Source organism: Franzmannia pantelleriensis, assembly GCF_900102875.1.
Classification (GTDB): domain Bacteria; phylum Pseudomonadota; class Gammaproteobacteria; order Pseudomonadales; family Halomonadaceae; genus Franzmannia; species Franzmannia pantelleriensis.
On sequence record NZ_FNGH01000013.1, the window covers coordinates 1 to 19,376 of the forward strand.

21 protein-coding genes are annotated in these 19,376 nt (G+C 63.1%); 16 read left to right on the top strand and 5 right to left on the bottom strand.

What is annotated here, in order from left to right:
- The 3 genes from BLT16_RS15800 to BLT16_RS15810 all read left to right on the top strand — a co-directional run.
- The coding region (locus tag BLT16_RS15800) for a transposase (protein ID WP_143025086.1) at positions 1 to 123 on the top strand (123 nt) is incomplete at its 5' end.
- Between the two features lie 198 nt (positions 124 to 321).
- Positions 322 to 1,080 carry a co-chaperone DjlA gene (djlA, locus tag BLT16_RS15805; RefSeq protein WP_089659481.1) on the top strand — a complete coding sequence of 253 codons (759 nt, stop codon included), beginning with the start codon at positions 322 to 324 and terminating at the stop codon, positions 1,078 to 1,080.
- Between the two features lie 77 nt (positions 1,081 to 1,157).
- Positions 1,158 to 1,781: a glutathione S-transferase family protein gene (locus BLT16_RS15810; RefSeq protein WP_089659482.1), complete on the top strand. Its 624-nt coding sequence runs from the start codon at positions 1,158 to 1,160 to the stop codon at positions 1,779 to 1,781.
- 3 nt (positions 1,782 to 1,784) lie between these two features.
- On the opposite strand, the gene ribA is transcribed toward BLT16_RS15810, so the two are convergent.
- A complete protein-coding gene (gene ribA, locus BLT16_RS15815) occupies positions 1,785 to 2,420 on the bottom strand; it encodes a GTP cyclohydrolase II (RefSeq protein ID WP_089659483.1) in 636 nt (211 codons plus the stop codon).
- A gap of 183 nt (positions 2,421 to 2,603) precedes the next feature.
- Between ribA and hemE the strand changes: the two genes are divergently transcribed.
- The 6 genes from hemE (at position 2,604) to BLT16_RS15845 (ending at position 8,621) form a co-directional block, all read left to right on the top strand.
- The gene (hemE, locus tag BLT16_RS15820; protein WP_089659484.1) at positions 2,604 to 3,671 is read left to right on the top strand and encodes a uroporphyrinogen decarboxylase; all 1,068 of its coding nucleotides are present in this window, start codon (positions 2,604 to 2,606) and stop codon (positions 3,669 to 3,671) included.
- Between the two features lies 1 nt (position 3,672).
- Positions 3,673 to 4,050: a VanZ family protein gene (locus BLT16_RS15825; RefSeq protein WP_089659485.1), complete on the top strand. Its 378-nt coding sequence runs from the start codon at positions 3,673 to 3,675 to the stop codon at positions 4,048 to 4,050.
- A gap of 307 nt (positions 4,051 to 4,357) precedes the next feature.
- Positions 4,358 to 5,383: an amino acid ABC transporter substrate-binding protein gene (locus tag BLT16_RS15830; protein ID WP_089659607.1), complete on the top strand. Its 1,026-nt coding sequence runs from the start codon at positions 4,358 to 4,360 to the stop codon at positions 5,381 to 5,383.
- A gap of 118 nt (positions 5,384 to 5,501) precedes the next feature.
- Complete coding sequence (locus BLT16_RS15835; protein WP_089659486.1) at positions 5,502 to 6,692, top strand: amino acid ABC transporter permease; 1,191 nt, start codon at positions 5,502 to 5,504, stop codon at positions 6,690 to 6,692.
- Positions 6,693 to 6,701: 9 nt separating this feature from the next.
- On the top strand, positions 6,702 to 7,802 hold the full coding sequence (locus BLT16_RS15840; RefSeq protein WP_089659487.1) for an amino acid ABC transporter permease: 1,101 nt from the start codon (positions 6,702 to 6,704) through the stop codon (positions 7,800 to 7,802).
- A 90-nt stretch (positions 7,803 to 7,892) separates the two neighbouring features.
- Entirely contained in the window at positions 7,893 to 8,621 is a 729-nt protein-coding gene (locus tag BLT16_RS15845) for an amino acid ABC transporter ATP-binding protein (protein ID WP_089659608.1), read from the top strand.
- Here the strand turns inward: BLT16_RS15845 and BLT16_RS15850 are convergent.
- Together BLT16_RS15850 and BLT16_RS15855 are read right to left on the bottom strand one after the other, a co-directional pair.
- Entirely contained in the window at positions 8,592 to 10,079 is a 1,488-nt protein-coding gene (locus BLT16_RS15850) for a sensor domain-containing diguanylate cyclase (protein ID WP_089659488.1), read from the bottom strand. The two genes, BLT16_RS15845 and BLT16_RS15850, sit on opposite strands and share 30 nt — an antisense overlap.
- 51 nt (positions 10,080 to 10,130) lie before the next feature.
- A complete protein-coding gene (locus BLT16_RS15855; protein ID WP_089659489.1) occupies positions 10,131 to 10,721 on the bottom strand; it encodes a histidine phosphatase family protein in 591 nt (196 codons plus the stop codon).
- Positions 10,722 to 10,962: 241 nt separating this feature from the next.
- Between BLT16_RS15855 and phnD the strand changes: the two genes are divergently transcribed.
- The 4 genes from phnD (at position 10,963) to phnE (BLT16_RS15875) (ending at position 14,359) form a co-directional block, all read left to right on the top strand.
- Positions 10,963 to 11,886, top strand: coding sequence for a phosphate/phosphite/phosphonate ABC transporter substrate-binding protein (gene phnD, locus BLT16_RS15860; protein ID WP_422717934.1), 924 nt, complete (start codon positions 10,963 to 10,965; stop codon positions 11,884 to 11,886).
- 61 nt (positions 11,887 to 11,947) lie between these two features.
- Positions 11,948 to 12,754: a phosphonate ABC transporter ATP-binding protein gene (gene phnC, locus BLT16_RS15865; RefSeq protein ID WP_089659491.1), complete on the top strand. Its 807-nt coding sequence runs from the start codon at positions 11,948 to 11,950 to the stop codon at positions 12,752 to 12,754.
- Positions 12,741 to 13,556: a phosphonate ABC transporter, permease protein PhnE gene (gene phnE / locus BLT16_RS15870; RefSeq protein ID WP_089659492.1), complete on the top strand. Its 816-nt coding sequence runs from the start codon at positions 12,741 to 12,743 to the stop codon at positions 13,554 to 13,556. Before phnC ends, phnE (BLT16_RS15870) begins: the two co-directional genes overlap by 14 nt.
- A complete protein-coding gene (gene phnE, locus BLT16_RS15875) occupies positions 13,550 to 14,359 on the top strand; it encodes a phosphonate ABC transporter, permease protein PhnE (protein ID WP_089659493.1) in 810 nt (269 codons plus the stop codon). The genes phnE (BLT16_RS15870) and phnE (BLT16_RS15875) overlap by 7 nt, the downstream gene beginning before the upstream one ends.
- A gap of 2 nt (positions 14,360 to 14,361) precedes the next feature.
- Here the strand turns inward: phnE (BLT16_RS15875) and BLT16_RS15880 are convergent, their stop codons facing one another.
- On the bottom strand, positions 14,362 to 14,850 hold the full coding sequence (locus tag BLT16_RS15880) for a hypothetical protein (protein WP_089659494.1): 489 nt from the start codon (positions 14,848 to 14,850) through the stop codon (positions 14,362 to 14,364).
- 206 nt (positions 14,851 to 15,056) lie between these two features.
- Between BLT16_RS15880 and BLT16_RS15885 the strand changes: the two genes are divergently transcribed.
- The gene (locus BLT16_RS15885) at positions 15,057 to 15,485 is read left to right on the top strand and encodes a host attachment protein (RefSeq protein ID WP_089659609.1); all 429 of its coding nucleotides are present in this window, start codon (positions 15,057 to 15,059) and stop codon (positions 15,483 to 15,485) included.
- Positions 15,486 to 15,602: 117 nt separating this feature from the next.
- Entirely contained in the window at positions 15,603 to 17,447 is a 1,845-nt protein-coding gene (locus BLT16_RS15890; protein ID WP_089659495.1) for a methyl-accepting chemotaxis protein, read from the top strand.
- 33 nt (positions 17,448 to 17,480) lie between these two features.
- Here the strand turns inward: BLT16_RS15890 and BLT16_RS15895 are convergent, their stop codons facing one another.
- Positions 17,481 to 18,407 (bottom strand): LysR family transcriptional regulator, encoded by a 927-nt coding sequence (locus tag BLT16_RS15895; RefSeq protein WP_089659496.1) that lies wholly within the window; start codon positions 18,405 to 18,407, stop codon positions 17,481 to 17,483.
- Between the two features lie 168 nt (positions 18,408 to 18,575).
- On the opposite strand from BLT16_RS15895, the gene BLT16_RS15900 reads away from it, so the two are divergent.
- Positions 18,576 to 19,352 carry a ferredoxin--NADP reductase gene (locus BLT16_RS15900; protein ID WP_089659497.1) on the top strand — a complete coding sequence of 259 codons (777 nt, stop codon included), beginning with the start codon at positions 18,576 to 18,578 and terminating at the stop codon, positions 19,350 to 19,352.
- Positions 19,353 to 19,376 lie beyond the last annotated feature (24 nt).

Sequence of the window (19,376 nt, forward strand, 5' to 3'; positions counted from 1 at the left end):
ACCACGAAACGTTTGAACCGATTCGGGCTTCGTGGCAAGAAGAAGGTACAGGGTCAGTGGCAGTTATACTGCTTAATACACAACATTGAGAAGCTCGCCAATTATGGTCGGTTAGGCACGTGATAAAGGGGCTACAAGGCCTAAATGTGGCCGCCAAATGCTTGTGATGAGTGACTTTGACATCATCCAGGTACCGAGATGGTCAGCTAGGCCCCTTGACCCAAAAAATTTGTCTATTTGGTGGGCGGTACACAAAATCAGAAAACAGGCGGTGGGGAGGACTCAGAATCGAGTTTTTCTACAGCCTCGTTAGATGGCGCCATGTTATTTCTGATCATTGTATTTGGCCTGATTGGCCTCGCCGTTGGCGGCCCCGTTGGCCTGCTTGTAGGTGGTGGCTTGGGCTGGTGGCTGGGGCGGCAGCTCAAACGCCGCTTGAATGTCGCGCGAATGCGTATCCAGGAACGCTTTCTGGAATCGATTTTTTCGGTGATGGGCTGCCTGTGCCAGGCGGATGGCAAGGTGACCGACGGCGAGCTGGGCGTTGCCGAAAAGCTCTTCGACCAGATGCACCTGAAGGGCGAACAGCGAACCAGGGCGCGTGCTGCGTTTGAGCGCGGCCGAGCCGACGACTTCGATTTAGACGCTGAGCTTGCCAGTGTGAATCGTCTCACCCGCCATCAGTCCGTGATGCGCCAGGTATTCTTGCAGGTCCAGCTGTCGGCGATCGCCGCTGATGGCGTGCTACATCCCGCCGAACACGAGATGATTTTGCGCGTGGCGCGAAGCGTGGGCTGTAGCGAGGCCGAAGTACAGCAAATCGAAGCCATGCTGCACGGGGCTGCCGCCAACTCGCAAGGCGCCAGCGAAGAAGCCCTTAAAGATGCTTACCGGGTGCTTGGCGTATCGGAGGATGCCAGCGATGCCGAGATTAAAAAGGCCTACCGGCGTTTGATGAGCCAGAATCACCCGGACAAGCTGGCGGGCAAAGGGCTGCCTGAGAGCATGCGAGAAGTGGCGCAGGCGCGAACTAGCGAAATCAGCAACGCTCATGAGCGGATTCGTGCGGCCCGCGGCTGATTGCGTCTAGGCATTCGCCGCCAACATGCGCCTCGGCGGTATTCATCTGCCAATGGCAGCGCCAACAAGGAGCAATGATGATCACGCTATACGGTTTCCCCTCATCCCGATCACTGCGGGCTGCCTGGACCCTGGAGGAGCTGGGGCTCGAGTATGAGTACCGCTCCATCGATATGATGGCCGGCGAGGGGCAGGGCGAGGCGCACCTGGCACGTCACCCCGATGGCAAGGTGCCGGTACTGGAAGATGGCGAACTGGTGCTGTTCGAGTCGCTGGCGATCTGCCGCTATCTGGCCGAGCGCTACGGCGAGGCGAGCGGTCTGCTGCCCGACTCGCTGGTGGAACGAGCCAAGGTCGATCAGTGGACAAGCTTTGTTATCAGTGAGCTGGAACAGCCGCTATGGACCCAGGGCAAACACAAGTTTGCGCTGCCCGGCGAGCGACGCGTGCCGGCCGTGTTGCCGACGGCAGCCTGGGAGTTTCAGCGGGCGCTGGCGGCGCTGCAGAGGCGGTTCAACGGCGATGACTGGCTGGTGGGTGGGCGCTTCACCCTGGCCGACGTGTTCATGGGCCATACCCTGAGCTGGGCCGTGCGCTTCAAGAATCGCCTGCCGCTGGAGCTCGAGGCGTATCGTGAGCGCTGCATGTCGCGCCCGGCGCTGGCACGGGCAGCAGAGCGTGAAAAGGTTGCCAACGACTAGCCGTCACTGCTTGCGTTCGATATCCACATCGCTGGCGTTAGTGAAATCGCCCAGCGCCATCATATGGCCGAGCTTGCCGGCCTTGGTGGCCAGGTACTGTTCGTTATGGGGGTTGAGGCCGGTGGTCAGCGGCAGGCGTTCGCTGATGGTGACGCCGTCGCGGGTCAGCGCCTCGACCTTGCGTGGGTTGTTGGTCATCAGCTTGAGCGATGCCACGCCGAGGTGCTCGAGCATTGGCACACAGAGGTCGTAGCGGCGCATGTCGGCGCCGAAACCGAGGCGCTCGTTGGCTTCGACGGTGTCGGCGCCCTGATCCTGCAGGTGGTAAGCGCGGATCTTGTTGAGCAGCCCAATGCCGCGGCCCTCCTGACGCAGATAGAGCAGCACGCCGCGGCCCTCGGTGGCGATGCGCTTTAGCGCCTCCTGGAGCTGATAGCCGCAGTCGCAGCGCATCGAGAACAGCGCGTCGCCGGTCAGGCATTCCGAGTGTACGCGGCCCAGCACCGGCGCGCCGTCGTCGATCTCACCCAGCGTCAAGGCGATATGATCCTTGCCCGTGGCATCGTCTTCGAAGCCATGCATGGTGAAGGTGGCCCAGGGGGTGGGCAGCTGAGAGGCGGCGATGAAGCGAATCGACACGGAGAACCTCGATGCAGTGACGGCGGCCTGGCCGGCGAGTGGGCGAATATTCTAGCAGCTTCGGCCAAATCGCTCACGGCGTGATGAATAATGCCTATAGGTGGGGGAGGAGCGGCCAGGAATCAAGCCGCGAGCGGTGGCATTGGGTACAATGCGGGCAAATTCGTCAGCATAGAGCCCCACATGGAACTGCAAAACGATCGCTTTCTGCGTGCCCTGGCCCGACAGCCGGTGGATCGCACCCCGGTATGGATGATGCGTCAGGCTGGCCGCTATCTCCCCGAGTACCGCGCGTCGCGCGCCGATGCCGGCAGCTTCATGGACCTGTGCCGCAACCAGGAGTTGGCGTGTGAGGTCACCATGCAGCCACTGGAGCGTTATCCGCTGGATGCTGCCATCCTGTTCTCGGATATCCTCACCATCCCGGATGCCATGGGCCTGGGGCTCTATTTCGAGACCGGCGAGGGGCCGAAGTTTCGCAGTCCGGTGCGCACCCCCGAGGCGGTGGCTGGGCTCAAGGCACCGGATGCCGAGCGCGATCTCGACTACGTGATGAATGCCGTACGCACCATTCGCCGCGAGCTCAACGGCCGAGTGCCGCTGATTGGCTTTTCCGGCAGCCCCTGGACCCTGGCCACCTATATGGTAGAGGGCGCCTCGAGCAAGGATTTCCGTCATGTGAAGTCGATGCTCTACGGCAACCCGGATACCATGCACCAGCTGCTCGACACCTTGGCCACGGCAGTCACCGACTACCTCAATGCGCAGATTCGCGCCGGCGCCCAGGCGGTGCAGATCTTCGATACCTGGGGTGGCGTGCTGTCGACGCCGGCCTATCTCGAGTTCTCGCTGCGCTACATGGAGCAGATCGTCGCCGGGCTGATCCGCGAACATGACGGGCGTCGAGTGCCGGTGATCCTGTTCACCAAGAACGGCGGCCAGTGGCTGGAGCAGATCGCCAGCGCCGGCAGCGATGCGGTGGGCCTGGACTGGACCACCGAGCTCTCCGATGCGCGGGCCCGGGTCGGCCATCGCGTCGCCCTGCAGGGCAACCTCGACCCCAATGTGCTGTTTGCCAAGCCGCCGGCGATCCGTGCCGAGGTGGCGCGGGTGCTGGACAGCTTTGGCCCAGGCGAGGGCCATATCTTCAATCTTGGCCATGGCATCAGCCAGTTTACCGACCCGGATCATGTCACCGCCTTCATGGATGCCTTGCATGAACTGAGCCCGGCGTACCACCAGGACAGCTGAGATGAGCGTGAAAGCTGCGCTGCGACGCTGGCATGAGCGCCGCTGGCTGTGGTTGTGCTTGGCGCTGCTGGCGGCGCTTGTGATTGCCGTGGGTAGCCTGACGCCGGGCAGCGCGATGCCCCAGCGGCTGCCGTGGGACAAGTTCAACCACTTCGTTGGCTACGCTGGCCTGGCCGCGCTGGTGTCGCTGGCTGGGGTGCGTGAACTGCGGGCCTTTGCGCTGGTGGTGGCCTATGGCATCGCCGTCGAATATGGTCAGATCCCGGTGCCTGGCCGTAGCGGCGGCGACGGCTGGGATATCCTGGCCAATACCCTGGGGGCTGGCAGCGCTTTGCTGGTGCTGGCCTGGCTACGCCGATGGCTGCTTGAGCCGTCGTGATCCTGGTCTGATGCTCTCGTTCAAAATCGCCCCCGGTAGCGCTGCTGTCGGGGGCGATTGCGTTTTGGTGCGGCAGGGCGGATAAGCGTTGAGTAATGCACTACGCAGGTGCATGAAAAAAGAGGCGATTATCCGTGTGAGAGGGCACTTGTGCGGATGAACCGGCGTTTTGCCTGGTTTTTCTGCGTTGAATAAATGTTATTTCCGGTTACTGCGTGTGTTGGAACACTCTTTGCTATGGTCTTGGCACATGCTTGCGGCACGCATGTCCCAATATATTTACCATTACGTGAGGGGATCCTCCATGATGTACAAGAACAACAAGCTGGTACTGCTGACCTCGGCCACGGTACTGGCGGTCGGTGCAAGCGCGATGGCGTCGGCCACGACGCTGGAAGATACCGTCAACCGCGGCGCCGTGCAGTGCGGCGTGAGCGATGGCCTGCCGGGCTTCTCGTCTCCGGATGACGCCGGTGAGTGGCAGGGCCTGGACGTCGATGTCTGCCGCGCGGTCGCCGCTGCGGTATTCGGCGACGCCGAAGCGGTTCGCTACGTGCCGCTCAACGCCGTCGAGCGTTTCACTGCCCTGCAGTCGGGTGAGGTGGACGTGCTGTCGCGCAATACCACCTGGACCACTACCCGCGACACCACCCTGGGTATCAACTTCACGGGAACCAACTTCTATGACGGCCAGGGCTTCCTGGTGTCGTCGGATCTGGGGATCTCGAGTGCCATGGAGCTCGACGGCGCGGCGGTCTGCGTGCAGTCCGGCACTACCACCGAACTCAACCTGGCCGACTACTTCCGCGCCAATGATATGGAGTTCGACCCGATCGTTTTCGATACCTCTGAGCAGACCGTGGGCGGCTTCGAGGCTGGGCGCTGCGACGTACTGACCTCGGATACCTCACAGCTGGCGGCCCTGCGCATCCAGCTCAACGACCCGGATGGTGCCATGGTGCTGCCGGAGATCATCTCCAAGGAGCCGCTCGGTCCGGCCGTGCGCCAGGGTGACGACCAGTGGTTCAACATCGTCAAATGGTCGCTGTTCGCCATGCTCAACGCCGAGGAGTTTGGGGTCACCAGCGACAATGTCGATGAAATGTTGGGCTCGGAAGATCCGGACATCGCCCGTCTGCTGGGTGAAGACGGCAACTATGGCGAAGGTATGGGTCTCGATGCCGATTGGGCCTATCACATCATCAGCCAGGTCGGTAACTACGCCGAGAGCTTCGAGCGCAACGTCGGGATGGACTCGCCGCTGCAGATCGAGCGTGGCATCAACGCCCTGTGGACCGACGGCGGCATCCAGTACGCGCCGCCGATCCGCTAAGCGATCCGCCTGATGCGCCGGCAGGGCCGGCGCGTTGACGCCACGTCTGGCGGGCGGTGTCACTGCCCGCCAGACGCTGGCTCGTATCATCCAGCCCCTCCAGGCGGAGACGATTCTCATGTCTGCTCGACCCAAGGCCTCTCAAGTAGGCCCGAAGCCCCCGTTCTGGCGCGACCCCGCCAAGCGGTCGCTGATTTTTCAGGCGTTGCTGGTGGCGGCGGTCATCGCCTCGCTGCTGTACATCATCGGCAACACCCAGGACAACCTGGCCGCACGCGGTATCACCACCGGCTTCGGCTTCCTCAATAACACCGCCGGTTTTGGCATTGTCCAGAGTCTGGTTGACTACTCCTCCCAGAGTACCTACGGCCGCACCTTCCTGGTGGGGCTGCTCAACACCCTGCTAGTGGGTGGTCTGGGGGTGTTGGCGGCGACCATCATCGGCTTCATCGTTGGCATTGCGCGGCTGTCGCCCAACTGGCTGATCGCGCGGCTGGCCAACGCCTATATCGAAATCTTCCGCAATATCCCGCTGCTGCTGCAGATCTTCTTCTGGTATTTCGCGGTACTACGCGCCATGCCCGGCGCGCGCGATAGTCTGGCGTTCGGTGAGGTGATCTTCCTCAACGTGCGCGGGCTCTACCTGCCGGAGCCCCTATTCGAGTCGGGTTTCGGGCTGATTCCGCTGGCGTTCATCGTGGCCATCGCCGCCAGTATCGCGCTGCTGGTCTGGAACAAGCGCCGCCACGAGGCCACCGGCAAGCGGATTCCGGCCGGCTGGATCTCGCTGGCGCTGATCCTCGGCGTGCCACTGCTGGTACTGGTGGCGACCGGAGTGCCGGTCACCTGGGACGTGCCCGAGCTGCGCGGCTTCAACTTCCGCGGCGGTATCACGGTGATCCCCGAGTTTTTGGCGCTGTGGCTGGCGCTGTCGATCTATACGGCGTCCTATATCGCCGAGATCGTACGCTCCGGTATCCAGGCCATCTCCCACGGCCAGACCGAGGCGGCCCAGGCACTGAGCCTGCCCCAGGGGCTGGTGCTGCGCCTGGTGATCATTCCCCAGGCGATGCGGGTCATCATTCCGCCGCTCACCAGCCAGTACCTCAACCTGGTCAAGAACTCCTCGCTGGCCACTGCCATCGGCTACCCGGACCTGGTCTCGGTATTTGCCGGTACCACGCTGAACCAGACCGGCCAGGCCATTGAGGTCATTGCCATGACCATGGCGGTGTACCTGACCATCAGCCTGTCGGTATCGCTGTTCATGAACTGGTACAACGCCCGCATGGCGTTGGTCGAACGATAGGGGCGGGCCATGATTCACAACCATAAGATGATTGAGGCGCGACCGGCGCCCTCCAACACCATCGGCCCCCTGGCCTGGCTGCGCGCCAACTTGTTCAGCGGGCCGATCAACAGCCTCTTCTCGCTGCTCGGGTTGTACCTGCTCTATCTGCTGCTGGTGCCTACCATCCAGTGGGGCCTGATCAATGCCGACTGGGTAGGCACCAGCCGCGACGACTGCTCACGCGAGGGCGCCTGCTGGGTATTTATCAATGCCCGTTTCACACAGTTCATCTACGGCCTCTATCCGCGTAGCGAGCTGTGGCGGGTCGACCTGACCTTTGCCACCTTTGCCGGGCTGATCGGCTGGCTGATGATCCCGCGGCTGCCGTTCAAGCGCTGGGTAGCGCTGGTCACCTTGGTCGGTTTTCCGGTGTTCGCCTACTTCCTGCTTTACGGCGGCCACTTCGGCCTGCCGGTGGTACAGACCCATCGCTGGGGCGGCCTGATGCTGACCCTGGTCCTGGCGGTGGTGGGTATGGTCGGTGCCTTGCCGATCGGTATTCTGCTGGCGCTGGGACGGCGTTCGCAGATGCCCATCGTCAAGAGCTTCTGCGTGGTGTTCATCGAGTTCTGGCGCGGCGTGCCGCTGATCACGGTGCTGTTCATGGCGTCGGTGATGCTGCCGCTATTCATGCCCACCGGGGTCAGCGTCGACCGACTGATCCGTGCCTTTATCGGTATCACCCTGTTCCAGAGTGCCTACATGGCCGAGGTAGTGCGCGGAGGCCTGCAGGCCATTCCGCGTGGGCAGGAGGAGGCGGCCGCGGCGCTGGGCATGGGCTACTGGAAACGCATGGGGCTGATCGTGCTGCCCCAGGCCTTGAAGATGATGATTCCCGGCATCGTCAACACCTTCATCTCGCTGTTCAAGGATACCACCCTGGTGATGATCATCGGCCTGTTCGACCTGCTGGGGATTGTCCAGGCGGCGCTGTCGGACTCACGCTGGCTCGGCTTCGCCCTGGAAGGCTATATCTTCGCGGCGTTCATGTTCTGGATCTTCTGTTTCAGCATGTCGCGCTACAGCCAGTATCTCGAACGCAAGCTGCATACCGGCCATAAACGCTGACCGGCGCCCACCACAACAGCAAGAACCGCATACAGGATAGGCATCATGAGTGAACAAGCTATGCAATCCCCGTCCGGCGCCGGCGACCTGATGGTCGAGATGCGCGGCGTCAACAAGTGGTACGGCGACTTCCACGTACTACGCGATATCGACCTGGAGGTGCGGCGCGGTGAGCGGATCGTTATCTGCGGACCGTCGGGTTCAGGCAAGTCGACGCTGATTCGCTGTATCAACCATCTCGAAGAGCATCAGCAGGGCGAGATCGTGGTCGGCGGCATGCCGCTGACCCAGGACATCAAGCGCATCGAGCAGATTCGCCGCAGCGTCGGCATGGTGTTCCAGCACTTCAATCTCTTCCCGCACCTGACGGTGCTGGAGAATTGCTGCCTGGCCCCGATGTGGGTGCAGAAGAAACCGCGGCGTGAAGCCGAGGCACGGGCCATGCAGTACCTCGAGCGGGTGCAGATCGCCGAGCAGGCGCGCAAGTACCCCGGTCAACTATCCGGCGGTCAGCAGCAGCGCGTGGCGATCGCCCGCTCGCTGTGCATGCATCCGGAGGTGATGCTGTTCGACGAGCCGACCTCGGCGCTCGATCCGGAGATGATCAAGGAGGTGCTCGACGTCATGGTCGAGTTGGCCAACGAAGGCATGACCATGCTCTGCGTCACCCACGAGATGGGCTTCGCCAAGACCGTGGCCGATCGGGTGATCTTCATGGATCAGGGCCAGATCATCGAGGAGAACGCCCCGGAGCCGTTCTTCAACGACCCGCAGTCCGAGCGCACCCAGCTATTCCTCAGTCAGATTCTGGGGCACTGAGTCCGGCATCAACCAGTAGCACGCCACGCGATTGCGGCCGGCATGCTTGGCGGCATAAAGCGCCTGGTCTGCCTGGGCGGTCGCCAACGCCTGGGAATGGTGTGGGGTCGAGTGGCGAGTGAGCCTGGCAATGCCCAGGCTCACCGTCATCGACACCTGACCATGCTGGCCGACCGCGCTCTCGAGCTCAAAGGGGGAGGCGTCGATACGCTGGCGTAGGCGCTCGGCCAGTCGGCACACATCGTCGTCACTCATGCCGCTTACCACCAGCGCAAACTCCTCGCCGCCCAGTCGTGCCAGCCCATCTTCGGGGCGTAGTTCGCGGGCCATGCGATGCGTCAACAGGCGCAGCAGGGCGTCGCCGGCAGGGTGACCGCAGCGATCATTGACCCGCTTGAAGTGGTCGATGTCGACCAGCAGCAGATGATGGCTCGTCTGACGAGCCAGCGCCGCTTCGAGATGGCGCCCCAACCCGCGGCGATTCAGCACGCCGGTCAGATCGTCATACTCGGCGGCACTCAGCGCCTGCTGCTCTCCCCACTTGCGCTGGCTGATATCGATGGCCAGTCCGGCCAACCCACGCCAGCCGCCGCTGTCGTCGGGGATCGCTTCGATTACCATCTCATGCCAGCAAAGCACGCTGTTGGCGGTATTCAAGCGCACATCCAGCCGCCAGTTGTGCTGTCTGTCACGCTTGCCCGTGCGCAAGATGTGCCAAAGTCGCTGCCGGTCCTCGGCGGCAATGGCGCGCAGCAGTCGGCGCAGAGGCAGTCGCGCATAGCGCGCTGGGTAGCAGAGGGTGCGCAGCAGGCTGCGTGAGCACCAGGTCGAGCCGCGCTGTAGGTCGATTTCCCAGATGCCGCAGTCGGTGACGCGTTGGAGCAGCTCGATCTGGCGCTGCCGACTGGTCAACTGGTGGCGGTAGATGGCCGAGGCGATCAGCTCGGCGGCGACGCGCAGGGCATTCAGTCCAGCCCCTTCCCAGCGCAGTGCGCGCTCGCAGTCGTCGATCCCCAGCGTGCCCCACCACCGCCCGTCGACCATGATCGGCACGGTCACCATCGAGTCGATGCCTTGGCTCTCCAGGTTGTCACGCAGGGAGCCGTTGGGCATCTCGGCAATCACAAATCGTTGGGCCTCGCCCTGCTGACGCTCACTGACCAGCTGGCAATAGACGGGATCGTCGAAGGTCGACGTAAAGAAGCGGAAACACTTGTGGGTTAGCTGACGGTAGCGCGGGGCCGCGGCCCATTCGAAGACGTAGTCCTGGACAACGCCCTGGTCGTTGATCTCCAGAAGCTGGAAGATCCACACCCGGCTGGCGCCGGAGGCCTGGCCCAGTGCCTCGAGGAGTTGGTCGACGCCGTCGGACCAGAAATGGGCATCGATCAGTGCCCGGCTGCCGCGCGCCAGCGCATCGAGGAGAAGCTTGTCATCCGGGGCAGCGGGTACCGTCATGGCTGGCGGCTCGTGAGTCGGGTGATAGCGCGATCATAGCAGAGCCAGGACTCAGCCGAGCGGCGTGATGCTGGCGGGTGTCAACGCTTGGCGATCGCGGTGTGCGCTGAGCGGCCGTTTGGCCAAGGCGGTGAGCAGGATCTGCAGCGGGTCGCCGTGGCTGACCAGCAGGATGGTCTCGTCGCGGTGTGCTACCTCGAGCTCCGCGACCACCGTTTGCAGCCGTTGGGCGACGCTGATGACGCTCTCGACACCATGCTCGCTATGTGTCGGATCCTTGGCGTCCAGCGCCCAGACCGTGGGATAGCGCTGGTCGGACTGGCGCTCCAGGATGCCGAAATGGCGCTCGCGCAGGCGCACATCCGGCATCATGGCGAGGCCGAAGTGACGGGCGACCCGGGCGGCGGTCTCGGTGGTGCGCAGGAAATCGGAGTGTAGGATGCGGGTCGGCGTCGGCCAGTGCCACTCGCTGACCACCTGCTCGAGCTGAGCTTGGCCGAGCGGCGACAGTCCGTAGGCCTCCAGGCCGTTGTCGGGGTGGCTGATGATCAGCCCCTGCTGGTTGGCCTGACTGTGGCCGTGGCGCATCAGCAGGTATCGGTTTCGCCAGCTCGGCGCGGAGGGGGGTAAAGTGTTTGACATGCGATTGTCATAAAACCTAGATTGAAGGTTGTGTTTTCGAAAACAATCATTTTATACGGCTAATGTCGAATTTCGAAAAGATGCACGCGGTTATACCCAGACATACCTATAAAAAAACAACACCATGAGGCACGCCATGAAAAATACCACAGTTGTGACGGATGTATCCGCCGCCCAGGCGGCACCTTTCAAGACACGTCCTCTGGCCTCGTTGGCGCTGGTATCGCTACTGCCGTTGGCCATGCTGGCCTCGGCCAGCGCTCAGGCAGACTGCCCCCGCGGCGATTTGGACAGCATCTACTGCGATGAAGATGGTGATATGGTCGCCGACCGCCCCGCAGACGAGTCCGAATGGGCCGATCCCGATACCCTGATCTTCGCCTATACCCCGGTGGAAGATCCAGCCATCTACTCCGATATCTGGCAGCCATTCATCGACCACCTCGAAGAGGTCACCGAGCGCGACGTACGCTTCTTCGCCGTGCAATCCAACTCGGCGCAGGTCGAGGCGATGCGCAGCGGGCGCTTGCATATTGCCGGCTTCTCCACCGGGCCGACGCCGTTTGCGGTCAATCTTGCCGGTGCCGTGCCCTTCGCGTTGATGGGCTCCGACGATGGCCAGTTCGGCTATACCCTGCAGGTATACACTCACGTCGACTCCGGCATCAATGAAATGGAGGACCTCAAGGGCAAACGCGTTGCGCATACGTCGCCGACCTCCAACTCCGGCAACCAGGCGCCGCGAGCGCTATTCCCGGACCTCGGCGTGGTGCCTGACGAGGACTACGAGGTGATCTATTCCGGCAGCCACGACCAGTCGATGCTGGGCGTGGTGGCGCGGGACTATGACGCTGCTCCAGTGGCCTCCGAAGTCGTCGAGCGCATGGCGGCCCGCGGCCTCTACGATGAGGATGACGTCAAGATCATCTTCGAAACCGACTCCTTCCCCACCACCTCCTACAACTATGCTCACAACCTGCATCCCGACCTGGTCGAGAAGATCGAAGAAGCGTTCTTCAGCTTCGACTTCGCCGGCACCGCACTGGGTGAGGAGTTCGAGGGCGTCGACAAGTTCGTGCCCATCAACTACCAGGACAACTGGGAGATGATCCGCACCATCCAGGCTGCCAACGACGTACGCTATACCCGCGAAGACCTGGAGTAGCGCAAGGCGCGTGCCCCGACCTGCTGGCCGGGGCACGGCGATCGTCTAGACGAGGTGACGGATGCTGGAAATCTCCAATCTGGTCAAGCGCTATGGCCACGATGAAGCGGTACTCAAGGGCCTCGACCTCACGGTCGAGGGCAACAGCGTGGTGGCCATCGTGGGCGCCTCCGGGGCCGGCAAGAGCACCATGCTGCGCTGTATCAATCGCCTGGTAGAGCCCACCTCGGGCTCGATCAAGCTCAACGGCAATGAACTGGTCAAGCTGCGCGGTGCTGCCCTGCGGCGCGCGCGGCGCAAGATCGGCATGGTCTTCCAAGGCTTCAACCTGATCGATCGGCTAACGGTGATGGAGAACGTGCTGGCCGGCCGACTGGGTTACGTCAGTCTCTATCAGGCCATCTCACGGCGCTACCCGCAGGCCGATATCGAGCGCGCTTTCCATCTGATGGAGCGCGTCGGCATCGCCCACTATGCCAACAAGCGTGCCGATGAGCTCTCCGGCGGCGAGCGTCAGCGGGTCGGGGTGGTCCGGGCGCTGATGCAGGAGCCGGAAGTGCTGCTTGCCGATGAACCTACCGCCTCGCTGGACCCGCGCACCTCTGAGCAGATCATGATCCTGCTGCAGAGCCTGGCCAGCGAGCTCGAACTGCCGGTGCTGATCAACATTCACAACGTCGCCCAGGCCAAGACCTACACTGAGCGTATCGTCGGGCTGCGTCACGGCAAGATGATCTTCGATGGCGCGCCCGCCGACTTCAACAAGGAGGCGTTGGATGCCATCTATGGCGGTATTGAAGCACCCGACGATGAGATTACCGAGGCACCGACCCGGGTGGGCGAGGGGGTGAGCCATGACCAGGCCTGATGCCGGCGCCGTAACGCCGTCCAGGACCTGGCGTAAGCCGCCGTTCATTGCCAACCCCTGGTTGCGCTACGGTCTCTGGCTGGTAGTGGTGGTGTACCTGATCTGGGCGCTGGGTACCTTGCCATTCAACTGGGAGCGGATCAGCGAGGGCCTGCCACGGGCCGCGCGGATCTTCGGTGGCGGCTTTCCGCCGAGCTTCGAGCGCGGCGGGCTGTTGCTGACCGGGTTCAAGGAGAGCTTCCAGATCGCCATCCTGGCAACCCTGCTAGGGGTTGCGCTGTCGATTCCCTTCGCGGTGATGGCAGCGCGCAACGTCGCGCCGCTGCCGGTCTATCTGTTCGGTCGCGCGGTGATCATCGTGTCGCGCAGCTTCCATCCGGTGATCGTGGCGATTCTGTTCGTCGCCGCGGTGGGCTTCGGCCCGTTGGCCGGGATTCTGACACTGACGCTCTACTCCATCGGCTTCGTCGGCAAGCTGCTCGCCGAAGAGATCGAGGAGATCGACTGGGGGCAGGTGGAGGCGATGCGTGCCACCGGCGCGGGCTACATGGCAACGCTGTTCTATGCCGTCTTTCCGCAGATCCTGCCGCGCCAGGTGGGGCTCTCGATGTATCAACTTGACAGCAACCTGCGCGCCTCGGCGGTGGTTGGCATCGTCGGTGCGGGGGGGATCGGTGGCACCCTGATGAATGCCTTTGGGCGCTACGACTACGACTTCGCGTTCGCCATCCTGCTGACCATCATCGCGGTGATCCTGGTCAGCGAGGGCATCAGCGGCTGGGTAAGGAAGAAGATATGGTAGATCACGCCGGTGAGCTGGCCGATCGGGTCTGGCAGCGCTACGACCGCCGCGAGCGTCTGATTCGCTACGCCGTGCTACTCGTCACCCTGATGGTGGTGTACTGGGCGGTGCGCGATATTGATATCTTCTGGCCCTGGGTATGGGATGCGCCCAATCAGATATCGAGTCTCGGGGCGCGCATGTGGCCACCGGATCCCAGTGGCCTGGCGGCGATCCTCAACGCGATGGTCGAGACGGTGCATATCGCGACGCTGGCGACCCTGCTGACCATCTTCGTGGCGCTGCCGGTGTCCTATATCGCCGCGCAGAACACCACCCCCAACCGCTTCTGCCTGTGGCTGGGTCGCTTCATCCTGGTCTCCAGCCGCTCGGTCAATACCATCATCTGGGCGCTGCTGTTCGTGGCCATCTTCGGCCCCGGAGTGCTAGCGGGCATTCTGGCGATCATGTTTCGCTCGATCGGCTTCATCGGCAAGCTGATGGGCGAGGCGATCGAGGAGATCGACCGCCGGCCGGTGGAGGCGATGGAGGCAACCGGTGCCTCCAAGGCCAAGGTGATCGCCTACGCCATCGTGCCTCAGGTGATGCCGGCGTTCTTCGCCATTGTGATCCTGCGCTGGGACATCAATATTCGCGAGTCGACGGTGCTGGGACTGGTGGGGGCTGGCGGTATCGGGGTGATCCTGCAGGGCTCCATCGACACCTTCGCCTGGCCCACGGTGGCGACCATCCTGATCGCCATCGTGGTGTTGGTACTGATCGGCGAGGCCATTACCAGCCTGCTGCGCGGCAAGGTGCTGTAGCGCTATAGCCGCGGCTCCTGCCGCGTCGTCGCTTCCGGTGCTGCGCCGGAGGTGGCAAGATCGAGGGTTGGCTCGTCGACGCCACGGCGGCGTGCCCGGGTGACCCGGGCCGTACCGACAACCCCCTCCTCGACCTGCACCTCGCGGGCCTGGCTGGTCCAGGCCTCCTGGGTGTCGTGGACGGCCGGGCGGCGCTCGAAGGAGCGAGTCATCACCGCACTGGGGGCAAATCCGCCGCGTGACTGGCCGAGGTGGTGGGGTAGTAGCCACAGTTCGGCCAGCAGGCGCAGTGCGACCATCGCCAACAGCAGTGCGCCGCCGCCTAGCGCCAGGGTAGGCCACGCCTCGGCCCAGGCGGCCCCACTCAGCCACGGTGTTTGTGGAGCCAACCACAGGGCGGTGCAGGCCACCAGGCCAATTTGCAGCAGCAGATGACATGACAGCAGCGTAGCGCGCGCCAGCGGCGCACGGGGAAACAGGAACTGACGCATGAAGGCAAACCTCCTGGTAAGCGAGCGCAGAGATGCGCGCGGGTTGCGCCGACTTCCGTGCCGGCGCTCAGATGCTACCCCAGTTAGCCGCCGGCGTCAGTTCTTAGACGGGCGGTTGACCGCATCCGGTGGCCTTGCCACGCTCAATACGAGGTCGGCGGATGGCCGCCGATCGCCATACCCAGGGCAATCGCCAAGGAGACACGATGACCACCTATATCGTAGTGGCAGACGCAGCCAGGGCGCGCCTATTTACACGCGATGCGCTGACGCTGCAGGAGCAGGAGAGTCTAGTACACGCCGAAGGTCGCCTTCATGAGGGGGATCTGGTCACTGACAACGGCGCCGATGTGCATGAATCGATGTCGACGACCTCGCGCTCATCCGGGGGCGAAAATACCGCCTCTCAGCACCAGGCGGAGCTGTTTGCCAAACAGGTGGCCGAGCGGCTCTATCAGGCGCGGGTCGACAACACCCTGGAGAAACTCATTCTGGTTGCGCCGCCCAAGTTTCTCGGACTGCTGCGTGACAAGCTCGATGGCCCGACCGCCAAGCGGGTAATTCATTCGCTTTCCAAGGATCTGTCCAAGGCTACGCTGGGCGATATTCAGGAGGCCGTCAGCGACCTGCGCTGATGACGCTGCGACGTTAGTATAAAGTTCGGGGCGCGATTGCCGATAGTGTGAGCTCCACGTCGGCGCATGGTGACCATGCGCCGTCGAGTCTTGACTCACGGTCAGCGAGAACGCCCCATGCTATCTTCCCTGCGAGCCCGCATTCTGATCACCACCCTGGCAGTGATCGTCCTGGCACTGATCGTCAACGGTGTGGCCAGCTATCTTACTCTCAAGTCGCATAACGACGAGCAGATTGCCCGTAATTTGAACGCCGTGGCTAGCGGTAATGCCAGTGCCATCGATGAGTGGCTGGCGGCGCGTATTGCCATGCTTCAGGCCGTCGAGTCCGGGGCCCAAAGCGATGCGCCGATGGATGCCTTGCTGCAGCTAGAGGCCTCGGGTGGCTTTCTCGCCACCTACGTCGCTGATGAGCGTAGTGGCCATATGGTCTCGTCGGATGGCTGGGAGCCGCCCGCTGACTACGATCCGCGTGAGCGCCCCTGGTATCAGCAGGCCAAGTCATCCGGCGAAACGGTCATTACCGAGCCTTACATGGATGCCGGCACCGACCAACTGGTGGTAACCATTGCACAACCCTTCTACCGCGACGGCTCGCTGGCGTCCGTGGTGGGCGGTAACATCGCCATTGACGAGGTGGTGGAGAGCGTCGCCGCCATTGCTCCCACTCCCTCCAGCTTCGCCTTCCTGAGCTCTACCGATGGCACGCTGGTCGCGCATTCCGATGCGGACAAGATTCTAGCGCCAAGTACTGACCTGGCCGCTGAGTTGAATACCGGTTACCTGCAGGCGCTGCTCGAGCGCAATGCGCCGCGCCCTTTGACGATAGATGCGCGCCCACGTCTGCTACAGGCACAGCCCGTCGCGTCCTGGAGTGACTGGCTGCTGGTTATCGCCCTGGACGAGCGCGAGGCCACCGCCGGGCTACGCGGCGTGTTGACCAGCTCGCTGATCACGCTGGCACTGGTGGCACTGATGGCCAGCGTGTTGCTGGGCGTTCTGCTAAAGGTCATGTTTCGACGCTTGCAGGTGGCCCGCGACGCGATGAACAACATCGCCTCTGGGGATGGCGACCTGACCCAGCGACTGCCCGAGGAGGGCCGCGACGAGGTGGCGCAGATCGCTGCCGCCTTCAACCGCTTCGTGGCCAAGATGGAGGCGGTGCTGATCGACGTGCGCGGCAGCAGCGAGGCGGTCAACAGCGCCGCCAGTGAGATCGCCCACGGCGGTCAGGACCTGTCGCGGCGCACCGAGAATGCCGCCTCGAGCCTGCAGCAGACCTCCGCCTCGATGGAGGAGATCACCAGTACCGTGGAGCACACTGCGGCGTCGGCCCGCGAGGCCAATCAGCTGTCGCAGTCGGCCTCCGACGTGGCCGGTCGCGGCGGCGAGGTGGTAACCCAGGTGGTCTCCACCATGGACGAGATCACCGAGTCGTCGCGCCAGATCGGCGAGATCGTCACTGTCATGGATGGTATCGCCTTTCAGACCAACCTGTTGGCGCTGAACGCCTCGGTGGAGGCGGCACGGGCCGGCGAGCAGGGCCGCGGCTTCGCGGTGGTGGCCGGCGAGGTGCGCCAGTTGGCCAGCCGCAGCGCCGACGCTGCACGGGAGATCAAGACGCTGATCGAGCGCTCGCGGGACAAGGTCGACAGCGGTACCCAGCTGGTGCGAACCGCCGGCGAGACCATGGACGAGATCGTGGCCAGCATTGCCCGGGTGACCGACGTGCTGGGCGAGATCACCTCGGCGGCGGGGGAGCAGAGCGAAGGGATCGGTCAGGTCAATATCGCGGTGGCCGAACTCGACCGCATGATTCAGGAGAACGCCGCCATGGTCGAGGAGTCGACCAGTGCCGCCGAGCAGCTCAAGGATCAGGCCGGGCGACTCAACGACACCGTCGGCGCCTTCACCCTCGCCGAGCAGGGCGACGCAACGCCGCTGCTCGAGAGGCAGCGCTAGGCGCGGCCGGATGCGGGCCGATGGAATGCTGCCCTAGGGAATATAGGGCAGTTCGATCTCGTCGCTGCGGGCGATGCCGGCGGTCATATGCCGGCATAGCTTGAGAAATTCGCGCATGCCGGTGGTCAGGTACTTGTGGCGGTGCCAGATGAAGGTGAACTGGCGCTTGAGGTCGAGCTCCGGCGTGGCGAGCGGCACCAGGCTGCCGCGGCGGAAGGCGTCGCGCAGCGCCAGCCGCGACACGCAGCCGATCCCCAGCCCCGACTCCACGGCGCGCTTGATGCCTTCGGTATGCTCGAGCTCGAGCAGCGTGTTGAAGCGTCCGCGGCGATGCCGCGCGGCATGTTCCAGGGTCAGCCGGGTGCCCGAGCCCGGCTCACGCATGATCCAGTTTTCACGCAGTAGCCGATCCATATCCAGGCTGCCGGCGTCGGCCAAGTGATGGCGCGGCGAGCAGAACACTACCAGCTCATCCTCCACCCAAGGCTGCATCACAACGTCCTCGTGCTGGCAGTCGCCCTCGATCAGGCCAATGTCCAGCTCGTGCTGGACGATGCGCTCGATGATCGCACTGGTATTGCGGACCTGCAGGCGTACGCGGCTGTCCGGATGGCGCTGCATGAAGTCGCTGATCAACAGCGTGGCCAGATAGTTGCCGATGGTCAGGGTGGCGCCGACGTCCAGCGAGCCGATGCCACGCTGACCGCGCAGCAGCTCCTCGATCTCCTCGGCGCGGTCGAGCAGGGCGACCGCCTTGGGCAGGATCTGAAAGCCCAGCGCATTGAGCTTGAGGCGTTTGCCGATCCGGTCGAGCAACTGGCAGTCGAACTGGCGTTCCAGCTCGGCAAGGGCGGTGCTGGCCGCCGACTGCGACAGCGCCAGCGCGCTGGCCGCGCGCGACACGCTCTCATGCTGAGCGACGGCAACGAAGACTTCCAACTGACGTAGGGTATAGCGCATCTCAGGGCTCCCGGGCGGCGCGACGCTGCATATCTACATTATAGATAAGCTTTATTCATACAACCCATTTAACAGATATGTGCCCGGCGATTAAACTACATGGCATAAATTCACCGGCGCCTTATGCGCCAATGGAATATTCGAATCATCGTCCCCCGGGAGCCCATCATGAGCAAGTTTGCGCTGGAAGAAGTGCTTAGCGTTCACCACTGGAACGATACCCTGTTCAGTTTTCGCACCACTCGCGAGCGCAGCCTGCGCTTCAAGAACGGCCAGTTCGTGATGATCGGCCTCGAGGTGGGCGGCAAGCCGCTGATGCGTGCCTACTCCATCGCCAGCCCCAACTACGAGGACCACCTCGAATTCTTCAGCATCAAGGTGCCGGATGGCCCGCTGACCTCGCGCCTGCAGCACCTCAAGGTTGGCGACCAGATCATGGTCAGCCGCAAACCCACCGGTACTCTGGTCACCGACGACCTGCTGCCGGGTCGCAACCTCTATCTGCTCTCTACCGGTACCGGGCTGGCGCCGTTCATGAGCCTGATCCAAGATCCTGAGGCTTATGAGCGCTTCGAAAAGATCGTGTTGATCCACGGCGTTCGTACCGTCAGCGAGCTGGCCTACGCCGATTTCATCACCAAGGAGCTGCCAGCCCACGAGTACCTTGGTGAGGAAATTGCCGAGAAACTGGTCTACTACCCGACCGTGACCCGTGAGGACTTCCATACCACCGGACGTCTCACCGACCATATCCGCCATGGCAAGCTGTTCGAGGATACCGGCCTGCCGGTCCTCGATCCCAAGCAGGATCGCGCCATGATCTGCGGCAGCCCGGCGATGCTCGATGAGACCAGTGCGCTGCTCGACGATCTGGGCTTCAATATCTCGCCGCGTATGGGCGAGCCCGGGGACTATGTGATCGAGCGCGCGTTCGTCGAGAAATGACCCGGCTTCGCCGGGAGCTGTAAG

Bases quoted from the DNA above. Each gene is read 5' to 3' on its own strand.
- phnD (WP_422717934.1), top strand. From the start codon at position 10,963: ATGCTGGCCTCGGCCAGCGCTCAGGCAGACTGCCCCCGCGGCGATTTG.
- BLT16_RS15895 (WP_089659496.1), bottom strand. From the start codon at position 18,407: ATGCGCTATACCCTACGTCAGTTGGAAGTCTTCGTTGCCGTCGCTCAG.
- phnC (WP_089659491.1), top strand. From the start codon at position 11,948: ATGCTGGAAATCTCCAATCTGGTCAAGCGCTATGGCCACGATGAAGCG.
- BLT16_RS15880 (WP_089659494.1), bottom strand. From the start codon at position 14,850: ATGCGTCAGTTCCTGTTTCCCCGTGCGCCGCTGGCGCGCGCTACGCTG.
- hemE (WP_089659484.1), top strand. From the start codon at position 2,604: ATGGAACTGCAAAACGATCGCTTTCTGCGTGCCCTGGCCCGACAGCCG.
- BLT16_RS15835 (WP_089659486.1), top strand. From the start codon at position 5,502: ATGTCTGCTCGACCCAAGGCCTCTCAAGTAGGCCCGAAGCCCCCGTTC.
- phnE (WP_089659492.1), top strand. From the start codon at position 12,741: ATGACCAGGCCTGATGCCGGCGCCGTAACGCCGTCCAGGACCTGGCGT.
- BLT16_RS15850 (WP_089659488.1), bottom strand. From the start codon at position 10,079: ATGACGGTACCCGCTGCCCCGGATGACAAGCTTCTCCTCGATGCGCTG.
- BLT16_RS15830 (WP_089659607.1), top strand. From the start codon at position 4,358: ATGTACAAGAACAACAAGCTGGTACTGCTGACCTCGGCCACGGTACTG.
- BLT16_RS15845 (WP_089659608.1), top strand. From the start codon at position 7,893: ATGGTCGAGATGCGCGGCGTCAACAAGTGGTACGGCGACTTCCACGTA.
- BLT16_RS15825 (WP_089659485.1), top strand. From the start codon at position 3,673: ATGAGCGTGAAAGCTGCGCTGCGACGCTGGCATGAGCGCCGCTGGCTG.
- BLT16_RS15810 (WP_089659482.1), top strand. From the start codon at position 1,158: ATGATCACGCTATACGGTTTCCCCTCATCCCGATCACTGCGGGCTGCC.
- BLT16_RS15885 (WP_089659609.1), top strand. From the start codon at position 15,057: ATGACCACCTATATCGTAGTGGCAGACGCAGCCAGGGCGCGCCTATTT.
- djlA (WP_089659481.1), top strand. From the start codon at position 322: ATGTTATTTCTGATCATTGTATTTGGCCTGATTGGCCTCGCCGTTGGC.
- BLT16_RS15900 (WP_089659497.1), top strand. From the start codon at position 18,576: ATGAGCAAGTTTGCGCTGGAAGAAGTGCTTAGCGTTCACCACTGGAAC.
- phnE (WP_089659493.1), top strand. From the start codon at position 13,550: ATGGTAGATCACGCCGGTGAGCTGGCCGATCGGGTCTGGCAGCGCTAC.
- BLT16_RS15840 (WP_089659487.1), top strand. From the start codon at position 6,702: ATGATTCACAACCATAAGATGATTGAGGCGCGACCGGCGCCCTCCAAC.
- BLT16_RS15855 (WP_089659489.1), bottom strand. From the start codon at position 10,721: ATGTCAAACACTTTACCCCCCTCCGCGCCGAGCTGGCGAAACCGATAC.
- BLT16_RS15890 (WP_089659495.1), top strand. From the start codon at position 15,603: ATGCTATCTTCCCTGCGAGCCCGCATTCTGATCACCACCCTGGCAGTG.